This window comes from Salinimicrobium aquimaris, assembly GCF_035607535.1.
GTDB lineage: Bacteria > Bacteroidota > Bacteroidia > Flavobacteriales > Flavobacteriaceae > Salinimicrobium.
In genome coordinates this window covers 1-14,278 of sequence record NZ_JAYDZX010000001.1, presented here as the reverse complement: position 1 = coordinate 14,278, position 14,278 = coordinate 1, and the positions used below count along the sequence as shown (strand labels likewise).

At 42.2% G+C, this 14,278-nt stretch carries 14 protein-coding genes and 1 rRNA gene; 10 read left to right on the top strand and 5 right to left on the bottom strand.

Features of this window, described 5'->3' with window-relative positions; all coding sequences use genetic code 11:
- Positions 1–18: 18 nt before the first annotated feature.
- From VR862_RS00075 to VR862_RS00065, 3 genes are read left to right on the top strand one after another with little or no spacing between them, the layout of a single operon-like run.
- Positions 19–1,857, top strand: coding sequence for a T9SS type A sorting domain-containing protein (locus tag VR862_RS00075; RefSeq protein WP_324718889.1), 1,839 nt, complete (start codon positions 19–21; stop codon positions 1,855–1,857).
- 5 nt (positions 1,858–1,862) lie between these two features.
- The gene (locus tag VR862_RS00070) at positions 1,863–2,147 is read left to right on the top strand and encodes a DUF2752 domain-containing protein (RefSeq protein WP_324718888.1); all 285 of its coding nucleotides are present in this window, start codon (positions 1,863–1,865) and stop codon (positions 2,145–2,147) included.
- Between the two features lie 11 nt (positions 2,148–2,158).
- Complete coding sequence (locus VR862_RS00065; protein ID WP_324718887.1) at positions 2,159–2,494, top strand: CCC motif membrane protein; 336 nt, start codon at positions 2,159–2,161, stop codon at positions 2,492–2,494.
- Positions 2,495–2,565: 71 nt separating this feature from the next.
- Here VR862_RS00065 and rocD read toward each other — a convergent pair whose 3' ends face one another.
- A complete protein-coding gene (rocD, locus tag VR862_RS00060; RefSeq protein WP_324718886.1) occupies positions 2,566–3,810 on the bottom strand; it encodes an ornithine--oxo-acid transaminase in 1,245 nt (414 codons plus the stop codon).
- A gap of 176 nt (positions 3,811–3,986) precedes the next feature.
- On the opposite strand from rocD, the gene rlmD reads away from it, so the two are divergent.
- From rlmD to VR862_RS00045, 3 genes are read left to right on the top strand one after another with little or no spacing between them, the layout of a single operon-like run.
- Positions 3,987–5,399, top strand: a complete 1,413-nt coding sequence (gene rlmD, locus VR862_RS00055) for a 23S rRNA (uracil(1939)-C(5))-methyltransferase RlmD (protein WP_324718885.1) — start codon at positions 3,987–3,989, stop codon at positions 5,397–5,399.
- Positions 5,396–5,884 (top strand): DUF6452 family protein, encoded by a 489-nt coding sequence (locus VR862_RS00050; protein WP_324718884.1) that lies wholly within the window; start codon positions 5,396–5,398, stop codon positions 5,882–5,884. The genes rlmD and VR862_RS00050 overlap by 4 nt, the downstream gene beginning before the upstream one ends.
- Positions 5,850–6,548, top strand: a complete 699-nt coding sequence (locus tag VR862_RS00045; protein WP_324718883.1) for a DUF6048 family protein — start codon at positions 5,850–5,852, stop codon at positions 6,546–6,548. Before VR862_RS00050 ends, VR862_RS00045 begins: the two co-directional genes overlap by 35 nt.
- 1 nt (position 6,549) lies before the next feature.
- On the opposite strand, the gene VR862_RS00040 is transcribed toward VR862_RS00045, so the two are convergent.
- Positions 6,550–7,710, bottom strand: coding sequence for a THUMP domain-containing class I SAM-dependent RNA methyltransferase (locus VR862_RS00040; RefSeq protein ID WP_324718882.1), 1,161 nt, complete (start codon positions 7,708–7,710; stop codon positions 6,550–6,552).
- Positions 7,711–7,755: 45 nt separating this feature from the next.
- On the opposite strand from VR862_RS00040, the gene VR862_RS00035 reads away from it, so the two are divergent.
- From VR862_RS00035 to VR862_RS00025, 3 genes are read left to right on the top strand one after another with little or no spacing between them, the layout of a single operon-like run.
- Positions 7,756–8,487, top strand: coding sequence for a class I SAM-dependent DNA methyltransferase (locus VR862_RS00035; protein WP_324718881.1), 732 nt, complete (start codon positions 7,756–7,758; stop codon positions 8,485–8,487).
- Positions 8,487–9,155, top strand: a complete 669-nt coding sequence (locus tag VR862_RS00030) for a ZIP family metal transporter (protein WP_324718880.1) — start codon at positions 8,487–8,489, stop codon at positions 9,153–9,155. The genes VR862_RS00035 and VR862_RS00030 overlap by 1 nt, the downstream gene beginning before the upstream one ends.
- 3 nt (positions 9,156–9,158) lie before the next feature.
- Positions 9,159–9,587: a DUF4268 domain-containing protein gene (locus tag VR862_RS00025; RefSeq protein WP_324718879.1), complete on the top strand. Its 429-nt coding sequence runs from the start codon at positions 9,159–9,161 to the stop codon at positions 9,585–9,587.
- A 2-nt stretch (positions 9,588–9,589) separates the two neighbouring features.
- Here the strand turns inward: VR862_RS00025 and VR862_RS00020 are convergent, their stop codons facing one another.
- Together VR862_RS00020 and VR862_RS00015 are read right to left on the bottom strand one after the other, a co-directional pair.
- Positions 9,590–11,065 carry a sensor histidine kinase gene (locus VR862_RS00020; RefSeq protein ID WP_324718878.1) on the bottom strand — a complete coding sequence of 492 codons (1,476 nt, stop codon included), beginning with the start codon at positions 11,063–11,065 and terminating at the stop codon, positions 9,590–9,592.
- Between the two features lie 4 nt (positions 11,066–11,069).
- The gene (locus tag VR862_RS00015) at positions 11,070–11,813 is read right to left on the bottom strand and encodes a LytR/AlgR family response regulator transcription factor (RefSeq protein ID WP_324718877.1); all 744 of its coding nucleotides are present in this window, start codon (positions 11,811–11,813) and stop codon (positions 11,070–11,072) included.
- A gap of 213 nt (positions 11,814–12,026) precedes the next feature.
- Between VR862_RS00015 and VR862_RS00010 the strand changes: the two genes are divergently transcribed.
- Positions 12,027–13,034 carry a hypothetical protein gene (locus VR862_RS00010; RefSeq protein WP_324718876.1) on the top strand — a complete coding sequence of 336 codons (1,008 nt, stop codon included), beginning with the start codon at positions 12,027–12,029 and terminating at the stop codon, positions 13,032–13,034.
- 891 nt (positions 13,035–13,925) lie between these two features.
- Here VR862_RS00010 and rrf read toward each other — a convergent pair.
- Positions 13,926–14,035, bottom strand: a 5S ribosomal RNA gene (gene rrf / locus VR862_RS00005).
- Positions 14,036–14,278: the final 243 nt, after the last annotated feature.

Below are 14,278 nucleotides of genomic sequence, written 5' to 3'. Positions count from 1 at the left end.
GCTGCAAATTTCGGGAAAATGAGAGGAATATTCTTAGTTACTGCCTTATTATTTGTTTTTGAACCGTTCTTTGCTCAATTAAATGTAAATCCTTCCGGAAATGGGCAAAAAAGTAATTACCTCTACGTCAAGGGAGATGTACTATATGTTCAGAATGATATACGGTTAATGAAAAATCCGGAGCCGGGAAGTGAGTCCTCAATATATTTGCGAGGCGGAGCCCAACTTTTACAGGGCGAACAGCAAACAAAGGCCAATTCCGGTACCGGAAGTATTTCCATTTTTGCGGAAGGCAGTACCAACGCCTATGACTATAACTACTGGAGCTCTCCTGTAACAGCACCCGCAAATGACCTTTTTGGAATCTCTCTGTTGCACGCTCCTGTTTCGGATATCATTAGTAAACCGGCGCAAATTACTACCGCATTGAATGGAACAGCAAATCCCCTCACCATTTCGACCCGCTGGATCTACACCTTTACCGGAAATCAATATTCCAACTGGAATTTTATTGGCGGTAGCACCGGCATCCCTCCTGCCTATGGCTTTACTATGAAAGGTACAGACGGGCAAGACCCTGTTTCTGTTGATGGCCGGCCTAACAATCCGGGAAACGCGCAGCGCTATGACTTCCGCGGAAAACCGAATTCAGGGGTTATTGAGATCCCTATTTCTCCCGAAAATTTTGTGCTGGTAGGTAATCCTTATCCTTCAGCTTTTGATCTAAGTCTGTTCCTATTGGAAAATTCGGGTACGGGAGTACTGAAATCAAATTGTTATGCAGAGCTTGACAGGAGAAATGTCACCACAGGTATCGCGTACTTCTGGGATTCCAAAAAAGATGGAAATTCTCATTACCTGGAGGATTACATGGGCGGGTATGGAGCCTTTAGCCCCATCGATCCCTGTACCACCGGAGTTTATGAACCGCCTGTTTTTAAGAAGATCAGCGGAGCCGAAGATGGCAGCAAAGGAAAATATTTCCATCGCAGAGATCTTCCCGTAGCACAGGGATTCATGGTTCAGGGAGCGGAAAACGGTAAAATGATCTTCAGAAATGCTCACAGAAGGTTCATCCCGGATGCTTCTGTAAAAAGCAGTTCAATTCCGGCAAATTCAGAAAAGAAACATTTACATTCAGAGGAAAATCGGCAATTATCGGTTCTAAGAATAAACGTTTCAGTAAATGATCAATACGAGAGGAGCTTGAGCCTCGCCTTCTGGAATGAAGCCACACCCGGCATAGATCCCGGCATGGACGCCGAAACTTTTGAAGTTGCACCTACAGATGCCGGTTGGCTGCTAGATGACAAAAGTTTTGTGATCGATGTGAGGCCTTTTGACATTCTTGAAGAGATCCCGCTGTTTATACAGGTGGAAGAACAGCTTCCAAAAATGACATTTTCAGAAGGTAATGCTACGAACGCTACAAACCGCGAAATCTTCATAGTAGACACTCAATCCAACGATTATTTTTCTATTTCTAAAGAACCCTTAACTTTAGAGCTGGAACCCGGAACCTATCACGGCCGTTATAAGGTAGCATTTGCCGAAAAGATTCCGCAGGAAGAGTTGCCACAGAAGTTTTTTGAAGATGAAACGGTGGCTCCAAAGTTTGATATTTTTCAGAATAACCGGCAGGGAGAACTTCAGATCATTGGCAACGATTATTTTCCGGTGAAGGCGATCGGAATCTTTGACCTGCAGGGTAAAAGAATATTGTATCGCAGCAACTTTGACAACAGGCGATCTATTGAGATCTCAACCCTACCCTGGCCTAACGGAGTTTATATTGTAAAGGTGACGGGAATGGACAATCAAAAAACGGTGAAAAAAATCTCTATATACAACAACTAGTTTCTATGGAAGAGTTCATGCTTCCCTGTCTAAACAAACAACTTTTTGGCATAGACTGCCTTGGCTGTGGTGCACAACGCGCTTTTGTACTTGTTTTCAAGGGTGAGTTCATAGCAGCTTTCAAAATGTTCCCTGCCATTTATCCTATTCTTCTCCTCCTCTTTTTTCTTATAATTAATTTATTCTTTAAGTTTAAAGGAGACTGGTACGTGAAAGCAGGATTAATAATAATTAGCGCTACAACTATTGTTGCCGCATACTTTTATAAGATGAGTTTTTTGATCAACTAACCAACATAATTATGGAAAGACAAACTTTACCCAATTCGACTTTAATCCTCATTTTCGGGATTCTCTCGATTGTTACTTGCTGTTGCTACGGAATTCTTGGCCTAATCTTCGGAATCGTGGCCCTGGTGATGGCAAAAAAAGCCAAACAACAATATCTGGCAGAACCGGAATTGTACTCCGGATACAGCAATGTGAAAACGGGAAGGATCCTGGCAATCATTGGAATCGTTCTTTCTGCTATTTATCTTATCCTGACTATAGTTGGGCTGGCCTTCTACGGAATTGAAGGATTGCAGGAAATGCAGGAGGAAATGATGAGAGAATACGGTGGTGGGGCCGGTTACTAGGCCTTCCTGAACCAAAAACAAAAGGGCTGTCATTTTTGACAGCCCTTTTTTTCTAAACTTTCTACAGGTTGTTATTTTTCAAATTCCTGCAGGGTCCTGGTTATAATATTCACACAGTCGAGGAGCTGTTCTTCATTCATCACCAGTGGAGGTGCAAATCTTATGATATTACCGTGAGTTGGTTTTGCCAAAAGGCCGTTTTCCTTTAGCTTCATACAAATATCCCAGGCAGTTGAACTGTCTTCTGAATCATTGATGACAATAGCATTCAGTAATCCTTTACCTCTTACAAGGTTTACGATATTTGAACTGCGAATGTAGTCATTCATCTTTCTTCTAAAGAGGTTCCCAAGTTTCTCGGCATTTTCGGCCAGCTTTTCATCCTTTATCACCTCAAGCGCGGCCATGGCAACAGCACAGGCTACGGGGTTTCCTCCAAAGGTCGAACCGTGTTGCCCCGGCTTGATAACGTTCATAACCTCGTCATTGGCAAGTACAGCCGAAACAGGATAAACTCCGCCGGAAATTGCTTTTCCAAGGATAAGCATATCTGGTTTTACCTCTTCATGCTCCACGGCAAGCAACTTTCCTGTACGCGCAATTCCCGTCTGCACTTCATCGGCTATGAAAAGTACATTATGCTGTTCACACAGTTCTTTTGCACGCTTAAGGAAACCTTCAGAAGGAACATAGACTCCGGCTTCACCCTGGATTGGTTCTACAAGGAAACCGGCTATATTATCATTGTTCTTGAGCACCTCTTCAAGCGCTTCAGTATTATTGTAAGGGATCTTCAGGAAACCGGGGGTGTAAGGACCAAAGTTCTTGCGGGCACCTTCGTCATTTGAAAAAGAGATAATGGTGGTTGTCCTTCCGTGGAAGTTATTCTCACATACCACAATTTGTGCCTCTGTCTCTGCCACTCCTTTTTTCTCATAAGCCCATTTCCTGGCGATCTTTATAGCCGTTTCCACAGCCTCTGCACCCGTATTCATTGGTAGCAGCTTGTCAAAACCAAAATATTCTGTCGCGTATTTTTCATACTTCCCTAAAATGTCATTATGGAAAGCTCTTGAAGTAAGCGTTAGTTTTTGCGCCTGCTCGGTCATTGCTCCAACAATTCGCGGGTGACAATGCCCCTGGTTCACGGCCGAATAAGCCGAAAGGAAATCGTAATATTTTTTCCCTTCTACATCCCAAACATGCACTCCTTCCCCTCTTTCCAGAACAACCGGAAGCGGATGATAGTTGTGAGCCCCATATTTGTCTTCCAGTTCAATAGCCTCGCGGGAAGAAATTTTTTCTGAAATCTTCATTTTCAATTTATTTACAGTTACTAAAAAAGAAATTCCTGCTTTCCGGAAATACCTGTAAAAAAGGTATTTTGAGGAGAGAAATCATCCTGAATTCAGAAGTCGCAAATTACTAAATGTTTCCTGATTTTTTAAAGCCAGCGCCTATTAATTCTTGGCATTTATCCTATTTTTGCGGCATGGCAAGAAAGAACAGAAATAAAGAATTTAAAGGCCTGGAGGTCATTGATGCAGGTGCAAAAGGAAAGAGCATTGCCAAAGCGCCCGATGGGAAGGTGGTCTTTATTGGGAATGCAGTGCCGGGAGATGTGGTAGATGTGCAGACCACTAAGAAAAAACGGGCATATTACGAAGGAACGGCCACGAAGATCCATGAGTTTTCAGATAAACGTGTTGAGCCGCCTTGCATCCACTTTAGTGTTTGCGGCGGCTGTAAATGGCAATTCATGGGCTATGAGCACCAGTTGTACTATAAACAAAAAGAGGTGCTGAACAATCTTACCCGCCTTGGAAAAATAGAACTACCCGAAGTCACTCCCATTCTTGGCAGCAAAGAGATCTATTTCTACCGAAATAAAATGGAATTTTCCTTTAGCGACAGCCGATGGTTAACACAGGAAGAGATCCAAAGTGGGAAGGATATTGAAGATCGCAACGCTCTGGGATTTCACATTCCGGGGATGTGGGACAAAATTTTGGATATAAAGGAATGTCACCTTCAGCAGGCGCCAAGTAACGGCATTCGGAACAGCATTAAGAAATTTGCCATTGAAAATGAGATCCCTTTCTTCAATACGCGGGATCAAAAAGGAATGCTGCGCACGCTAATGATAAGGACTGCTTCTACAGGAGAGATCATGGTGCTGCTTCAGTTCTTTGAAGAAAATAAAGAAAAGCGGGAATTGCTGCTCGATTTCGTAGCTGAAGAATTCCCCGAGATCACCAGCCTTCAGTATGTGATCAATCCTAAAGGTAATGATACTATCTACGATCAGGAAGTGATTTGCTATAAAGGCCGAGATCACATTTTTGAAGAAATGGAAGGTTTGAAATTCAAGATCAACGCGAAATCTTTTTATCAAACAAATTCCGCTCAAGCCTACGAGCTGTATAAGATTACCAGGGATTTCGCCGGATTGACAGGGAACGAACTCGTTTACGACCTGTATACAGGTACAGGAACAATCGCTCAATTTGTAGCTGCAAAAGCAGCTAAAGTTGTAGGTGTGGAAGCTGTGACCGAAGCTATTGAAGACGCCAAAGAGAACGCCAGAAATAACAATATCAGTAATACCGAATTTTATGTTGGTGACATGAAGAAGGTGTTTACGAGTGAATTTGTAAATAAACACGGGCATCCCGATGTGCTTATAACCGATCCTCCCCGGGATGGAATGCACAAGGATGTAGTTGCACAAATAATTGGTATCTTGCCTCAGCGAATTGTGTATGTGAGCTGTAATTCGGCCACACAGGCCAGAGATCTTGCATTGCTGGATGAACATTACAAAGTTACCCGTACACAGGCAGTAGATATGTTCCCACAAACTTTCCATGTTGAGAACGTGGTGTGCTTAGAAAGAAGATCATGAACAGGTTCCAAAAATGGCTTTTTTTAGCAGGGTTTATTTTTGTCGCTTTAGGGTGTCAAAAAGATGATATTTGCCCCGAAGGGACTGAGACCACTCCCCTGCTGGTGATAGAATTCTATGACCCTCTGGACCCTACCCGTTTAAAGGCTGTTCCCAATCTCATGGTTCGCGCCAGCGGAAAGGAAGAAGTACTATTGGGACCTTCAACCGTCAATACCGTAAGTATTCCGCTAAGAACAGATGAAAATTTTACAGAATATGTTTTTACCTATGATTCGGGGGGTGATGAAGAGAACGAAGATGTTGTCTCCTTCACCTATTCTCCAGATCCTCAATATCTCAACCGCGCCTGTGGATTCAAGGTGAACTACAACAGTTTGGACGTGGCTGTGACCGGAGATGGGGACAATTGGATCCTTTCAGAAACTGTTTTACAAGAAAGCGTAGAAAATGAAACAACAGCTCATATTTATTTTACTCATTAATCTTGGGTTTCATTCTTCTGCAATTTTTGCTCAGCAGGCTCAGGCAGTTGACACTGTTGATGTCCGTGAGAAATATGGTCTGCGGGTAGGAATCGACCTTAGCAAACCGGCAAGGACCTTTATTGAAAAAGATTATCAAGGGTTAGAACTCACGGCAGATTACAGGTTGTACGAGGATATCTACCTGGCAGGAGAAATAGGAAATGAACAGAATGTAATTTCTGAACCCAATGTGACAGCGTTTTCAAAAGGCAGCTACATCAAATTGGGTGGAAACTATAACTTCTATGAAAACTGGACCGGGATGCAAAACCTGATTTTCATTGGTGCACGCTACGGTTTTGCCACCTTCTCAAATGAACTGCGGGAGTTTTCCATCTATGACCGTGACCCTTATTTTGAACCAGATGTTAGGACCGAGGATCGTGAATATTCCAATCTTACTGCAGGTTGGCTGGAGTTACAGCTAGGCACCAAGGTTGAAGTCCTGAACAATCTTTACCTTGGCGTTCATGTTCAGCTAAAGCGGATGGTCAATGAAACCGAGCCTACTAATTTCGACAATCTTTACATTCCCGGCTTCAACCGCACCTATGACGGCAGCAGCGTTGGAGTGGGCTATGGCTATTCCATTTCCTATTTGATCCCTCTTTATAAGAAATAGATCAAGCTTCCTGTTTTTTGGCCTTTTTGGAACCTTCGTAGATCTCGTATTTAAGAAGTTTGGACTCCAGGGAACCATTGAATAACTTGATCTTTCTGGAAGGTCTCAGCCCCACATGTTTAATAGCTTCAAGATTTGAGGTGATGAACCAGGCATGAGTTCCCGGGTAACTTTGCTTCAGAGTATCTCCAATTGCTTTATAAAATTCAGGCATATCGATGTTTAATCGCTCTCCGTATGGCGGATTGAACACCATATGCAATTGCCTTTCGGTTTGCTTTTCAGTCTTAAAAAAATCCTCGTGCTCTACCGATATAAATTCTGCAAGATTTGCATTCTCAATGTTATCCTTAGCTTTTTGAACTGCCGAAGGAGCCTTATCATATCCCTTTATCGTAAAATGGAATTCCCTGACCTTTTTCAGCACCGACTCCTGGATCTTCTCAAAAAGATCTTCATCCCAGTCCTTCCACTTTTCAAATCCGAATTCCTTTCGGTTGATATTCGGCGGAATATTACATGCAATCATTGCAGCCTCAATAAGGATAGTTCCACTACCACACATTGGGTCCATAAAATCACATTGCCCGTCCCAACCTGAATGCAAAAGCATTCCTGCAGCCAGAACTTCATTAATAGGTGCGATATTGGTGGCCGACTTATAACCCCTCTTGTGAAGGGATTGTCCTGAACTGTCCAGGGAAACTGTACAGAATTCCTTTTCTATATGGATGTTGATCCTTAAGGTGGGATAATCCAGGTCAATTCCCGGGCGTTCCCCGGTCCGGTCCCTAAACCTGTCGACTATTGCGTCTTTCGATTTAAGGGCCACATACTTGGAATGAGTGAACCTGTCTGAATGCACAGTGGCATCTATGGCCAAAGTTTGATTGGCGTCCATCCATTTTTCCCAGGCAATATTCCTGATCTCCCGGTACAGATCATCTTCAGAAAAAACTTTAAAGGTGGTAACGGGCTTCAGCACCTTTATGGCGGTGCGCAGGGATAGATTGGATTTGTACATAAAACCTTTATCCCCGTAAAAGGAAACAGAACGCACTCCCTCCTTTACATCTATCGCTCCTAAATTCCGTAGTTCCTTTGCCAGCAATGGTTCAAAGCCAAAAAGAGTTTTGGCTACCATTTTAAAGTTATTTCCCATTTCTCAGTTTCTGTGAGAGGCAAAAATACATTAATTTTGCAGGATATGGAATTAGCAGAAAACAGGTGGTTCACTTCGTGGTTTGACACTCCTTACTACCACATTTTATACAAGAACAGAGGTGACGAAGAAGCCAGAGAATTCATGCAAAATCTGGTTGATTTTTTAAAGTTACCAAAAGGCGCCAGTATTCTTGACCTGGCCTGCGGCAAAGGAAGGCACTCTGTTTTTCTCAATAAGCTGGGCTATGATGTCACGGGAGTTGATCTTTCACAAAACAGCATTTCCTACGCAAAACAGTTCGAAAATGAGCATTTGCATTTTCACACACACTGTATGTGTGCTCCCCTGGAACAGAAATTCGATGCCGTTTTCAACCTTTTTACAAGCTTTGGATACTTTGATGAGGAAAAGGAGAATCTTGAAAGTATTTTTGCCATTAAGGAAGAACTTAAAGAAGGTGGCTGGGGAGTTATAGATTTTATGAACGTAAAAAAGGTGATAAAGAATCTTGTACCTTCAGAAGTTAAAACAGTGAAAGGAATTGATTTTCATATCACCCGTCGTGTCGAAAATGGCTTTATTCTTAAAGATATCGAGTTCGAGGATCAGGGAGAAGATCATGCCTTTACTGAGAAAGTGATGGCCCTTACGCTGGAGAAGTTCCGGTTATATTTTTTCAAGGCCGGTATTGAACTGGTTCACACCTTTGGAAACTACGACCTGCAACCTTACGACGAAGATACTTCTGACCGACTAATACTAGTTTTTAGATAATGCTGTATTTACTGCCATTGTTAGCGGTAGTCATAGGATATGTGATATCTCTATTTCTCAAACCTTCCTCTTCAACGGGTTTCCAGTTACTGCTTTCCTTTAGCGGAGCTTTCCTGCTTTCGGTTACCGTTTTTGAAATGTTGCCGGAAGTGTATAATTCAGGTTTTGACAAGGTTGGGATCTTTATTATGGCAGGATTACTTTTGCAGATCTTTCTGGAATTCCTTTCCAAAGGCGTGGAACACGGGCACATGCATCATAACCGGGATTCGGTGAAGTTTCCCTTTCTGTTACTCTTTAGTTTGTCCATACACGCTTTGCTGGAAGGTTTTCCCCTTACCCGCAGCAGCGACTTGCTTCACGGGGTCGTAATTCACAAGATCCCGGTAGCGGCAATACTTGCAGCTTTTCTATTCCATTCGAAAATAGGAAAAATAAAAGCCTTTCTTTTTCTTATCATCTTTGGATTGATGACCCCGCTGGGAAGTTTTATTAATGCCAATTTTGCAATTTCTGAAGCTCAAACTGCCTATATAAACGCTATGGTAATTGGGATCTTTCTACACGTCTCCACCACAATACTTTTTGAAGCTTCCAAAAACCACAGTTTTAATGCCACCAAACTTGCAGTGGTCATTGCCGGGATCCTTATAGCATATTTCCTATAAAAAATGTACAGCCGCGAAGAAAGTAAAAAGGTTCGCCAGGAATTCTGGACCAGCTTCGGAAAAAATTATCCCCGAAAATGGCTCTTATACAATACCAGGATAAAAGATCTTGCCCTGAAATTCACTTTTACCCGCAGAATTGCTGAAGTATCTATAGATCTTGATGCTTCCGATGAGATCATGAGGCAATATTACTTCGAAAAGCTTCAGAGCCTGCAAAATATCCTGAAAGGGGAATTTTTACCCGACGCTGTTTTCGCTGAAGAATATGAACTGGAGAGCGGAAAGATCATCTCCCGCATCTATGTCACCCTGAAGGGAGTGAATATTCACAACAAAAAGCAATGGCCTGAAGTACAGGAGTGGCTGGCTGAAAAAATGAGTGCCCTGGAAGCTTTTTTTGTTGAATACAGGGATTTTATTGAGCAATGATCCTACTTAAGAGGAATTCGTAGCTCCACCCGGGTACCCGTATTGACTTTTTCGGGATAAAGAACGGCATAATTCAAAGAATAATTTCCTTCATAATCTTTATAGAAAATTTGAAGTCTTTCCCTGGTGATCTGTAGTCCTACAGACCTTCTACGGTGAAACTTTTGTCGGTTTTTTTCTTTGGATCTCTTCATCCCAATGCCATTGTCTTCAATTGCTATCGATATTTCTTTTTCAGAGTGCTTTTCAATAAGAATTGAAAGCTGCTTATCGGGTACAGGAGAGAGACCGTGCCAAATTGCGTTTTCCACAAAGGATTGTAGGATGAGAGAAGGAACTTTTATCCCTTGCAAATCCAATCCTTCCCCGATCTTCACATTAAACTTGATCTGGTTTTCAAACCTGATGTTCTCAATATTTACATAAAGCTGAATTGTTTCGATCTCTTCTGCCAGAGTACTTACTTTCTCCCTGGTCGCGTCAAGTACCTTCCGGATGAACTTTGAGAACTTGTTGAGATAGTAAACAGCATTTTCCTTTTCATTGTTTATAATATATAGTTTGATGCTATTAAGGGAATTGAAAATAAAATGCGGATTCATTTGACTACGCAGAAAATTGACCTTCAATTCCGCGAGCTCTCTTTCATACTGCGCAGTTAGTTTTTCGAGCTTATCCCTTTCTACCTGTTTACTCAAAATTTCGACATTCTCTTCCAGTTTTTGCTGAACTCTTGCTCTTAGTCTTTCATTTTCCTCATTCTGCCTTATTAGTTCAAGTTTGGCCTGCCTATTTTCCTGCAACAGCAATTTCTGCTTATGCCCAAGTCCTAATGAGAACAATAGATTCTCTACTATTCCTGCAAGCAAAAAGAATCCTGAAGCTATCCTGAAATTTTCCTTACCCAGGTTAAGCTGATATATAAGGACCGGACCGAGCCATCCCAGGAAAAGGATCAAGGAACCAAGAATAAGATAAAATCTTAAGGGGATTGGCTTCTTTAGGATTGGATAATATGCTAATGCTGCCAGTATCGGCATGTAGAAAAGAAAGAAGTTATAGCCCAGGTACCGCAAATAAGTACCACCCACCAGGTAAGAGACAAAGTGCACAAAAAGTGCTATGCACAGGAAAATCCAGTTGGCACGTAGAACATATTTGTTCCAGCGAGGCTCATACTTTTTCATTTCCAGAAAGCTGTAGGCAAAGAAAAGATAAACCACAAAGATGATTTCTGTAAGGAGATACATGAAATCCCTGAAATAAGCAATATAAATCTCCTGATATCTTCCACTACTAAACCTAAGTATCGAAAACAGGACAAGAAAAAGATAGAGACTGTAGAAAAGGTAGGATCTTATCTTTTGCTGAAAATAAAGAAGGAAGTGATAAATGGCCAGAATGGAAAGAACCCCGGCAAAAAAAGTGAGTAGCCCGCTTGTAAAAGGTTGACGTATAATATCTAAGATTACTTCCAAGGTTTCAGTTTCCAAGCAGTTCTAGTAAATGGGGCTTTTTTGAGCGGGAGACCGGAATGCTAGAACCATCTTTAAGGATAAGGTACTGTCCATCACTTTTAACGAATTCGGTGACACAGCTCAAGTTGACTAAAAAAGAATGATGAGTGCGGTAGAAAGATGGGTTATCTATAAGCGCCTCCACTTCTTTAATCTTCTTTGACAGCACTTCTTTTTTTCCGTCGTTCATATAGACTTCCGTATAGTTGCCGTCAGATTTGCAATAGATGATATCCTCGCTCGGTACATATAGCGTTTTATCAACGAAGGACAATGGGATCTTCCTGGGAGCCGGTTGCTTCCTCATGTCCTGCATGATATTTCGCAGTTGCTCACCCAGGCGGTTGTTCTTTTTTCTGTCCAACACCCTTTCGGCAGCAACTTTAAGATCATCTGAGTCTATAGGTTTTAGCAAATAATCTACTGCATTCTCTCTAAATGCCTGCAAAGCATAATTATCATAAGCTGTGGTAAATATCAATTCGAAATTTCGAAACTTTAAACTATGCAGCAATTGAAAACCGTCCATTTGCGGCATCTCAATGTCGAGAAAAACACAGTCGGGCTTTATAAGGTCTATTCCTTTTATAGCTTCATTTGGACTTAAATAAGTGGCACAGACTTCTATCCAGGGACAAAAAGCATTGATCTCCCATTGCAGGCTCTTTATCGCACTTACTTCGTCATCAACAATTACCGATCGTATCATAGGAATAGATTGCAATTTAAATTACAAAAAAGAATGTAATGGCAGGCGACCTTCTTTATGAGTGACAAATTCTATTGTATAAATGGTTCATAATCTCTCAAAACCTGAAGGATTACCAATTATAAATAGAGAGGCCACCTCTATACATTAGCCTCAAACGAACCCATGATACCAATATATTTTTATAACGTTAACCATTAAAAACGTCAGATTATGAAAGAATTACATGTATTTACCGAAGGCTTGTTGGCCAAGACCTTCTTATGTTTTTTATTGGCAACTTTTACCATGAGTTGTGAAAAAGAAGAAGTGGACACTACGAATTTAGAAGTTGCAAATGCCAGTTTAAAATCAATGAATACGGTGAAAATCACCTCCACGGGTATGAACTTTTTTGCACCCGATGAGATTCCTTCGGGATGGAATACTTTTGAATACACTAATAATTCCGCTGCACCTCACTTCTTTCTCCTCGTAAAAGTACCAGAAAATATAACTCTTGAACGCTATAGTACAGAGTTAACCATACCGTTTAACGAGTGGTTATGGGAATTAATCGACAATCCAGAGGCTATTCCAGATTTTCCGGACTGGTTTGGTCAGACATTGAATTATGGAGGATCAGGTATAGTGGATCCGGGCCAAACTGCTGTAACTTCAATAAATTTACCTCCAGGAAATTACATCATGGAATGTTATATAAAGATGCCCGGTGGTGGATTTGAGAGACCAGGGGGAGTATTTCATTCTTTTCCTGTTAATGAAACTACTGGAATGGTAAAGCAATTGACAGTTACCACAGAAAAAGCTAAGCAAAAAGAACCAAAGGCAAATATTACTATTGATGTTACAACTAACAATGGCTATGTCATAGATAAGGAAATTAACCGTCCTGGATTACATACTTTTGCCGTTAACAATGAAGGTGCACTAACTGCAGATGTACATCTGATAAGGTTTGATGATGGAAATGAAGAGAATTTAGCACTATTAAATACCTGGATGTTCTGGATGAATAATCTTGGAGCCCCAAACGAAGGAATGATGACTCCGGCACCAGCAGGATTTACTTTCTTAGGCGGTGCTCAGGAATTGTCTGCAGGAGGAACCACATATTTTCAGGCATTGCTAAAACCCGGAAAATATGCCTTTATAGCTGAATGGCCTGATTCGATGGCCAGTGGTTATTACCATGAGTTTGAGGTAGGAGGAAAAAAATAACAGAAATCTCTTTTTAAGAGATTGTTGAAGCCGGTACTGGTGTAGGGGCAGTGCCGGTTTTTTTTGTTGGTAATAGATGACATGAATTCCTGAAGACAGACCCTCCCCGTCCTGCTCCTTGACTTGGATCCAGGGAAATAGACCCTGCCCGTCTCCGCTATTGCGGAGCCTTCCCCTCCCTGAGAGGGTGGGGAGCTGAGAGTTGTATCCTAAGAAAGTTTCTCGTTGAAATATTCCCCTCCTCCCTGAGGAGGGGTGGCCGCAGGCCGGGGTGGTGCATAGGACCGATATCTTGAAGTGAAATTCGGAAAAGAAGACCCTCCCCGTCTCCGCTATGGCGGAGCCTTCCCCTCCCTGGAAGGGAGGGGTGCTTAGATTTGTTTCCAGATTTAACTTTTGTACTGAAATTCCTTCCCAACCAGAAGTGGAGGGAATGGACTTTCCTTTGGCCCTGATGTTCCCCTCCTCCCTGAGGAGGGGTGGCCGCAGGTCGGGGTGGTGCATAGGACTGATATCTTGAAGTGAAATTCGGAAAAGAAGACCCTCCCCGTCTCCGCTATGGCGGTGCCTTCCCCTCCCTGGAAGGGAGGGGTGCTTAGATTTGTTTCCAGATTTAGCTTTTGTACTGAAATTCCTTCCCAATCAGAAGTGGAGGGAATGGACCTTCCTTTGGCGCTGACGTTTCCCTCCTCCCTGAGGAGGGGTGGCCGCAGGTCGGGGTGGTGCATGGGACCGATATCTTGAAGTGAAATTCGGAAAAGTAGACCCTCCCCGGCTACACAAATCTGGAGTTTTCGTTTTCCTGCCAAGGAGGGGAAGCTGAGAGCTGTTTTGAGTTTTAAATTTAGACCAAAAAAAAGACCCTTACATTGCTGTAAGGGTCTTCTATAAAAAAGGCGGCGACATACTCTCCCACAAGATAGCAGTACCATCTGCGCTAACGGGCTTAACTTCTCTGTTCGGAATGGGAAGAGGTGAGCCCCGTTGCTATAACCACCTTAAGTCTTTAGTATGCAGTGTTCAGTGATCAGTTGGCAGTAGCCTCTTGATTACTTACTAGATGTCATACCTAATGAGTTGACATATTTGGAAAATAATAATATAAGAAAACACTTTGAGCAAGGCTATAAAGCTTTAGGTTGTTCCTCCCGGCCTTTGCAGGCCGGGAAGTGCACTAAGCTATACGGATTATTAGTATCACTCGGCTATGACATTACTGCCTTTACACCTGTGACCTATCAACG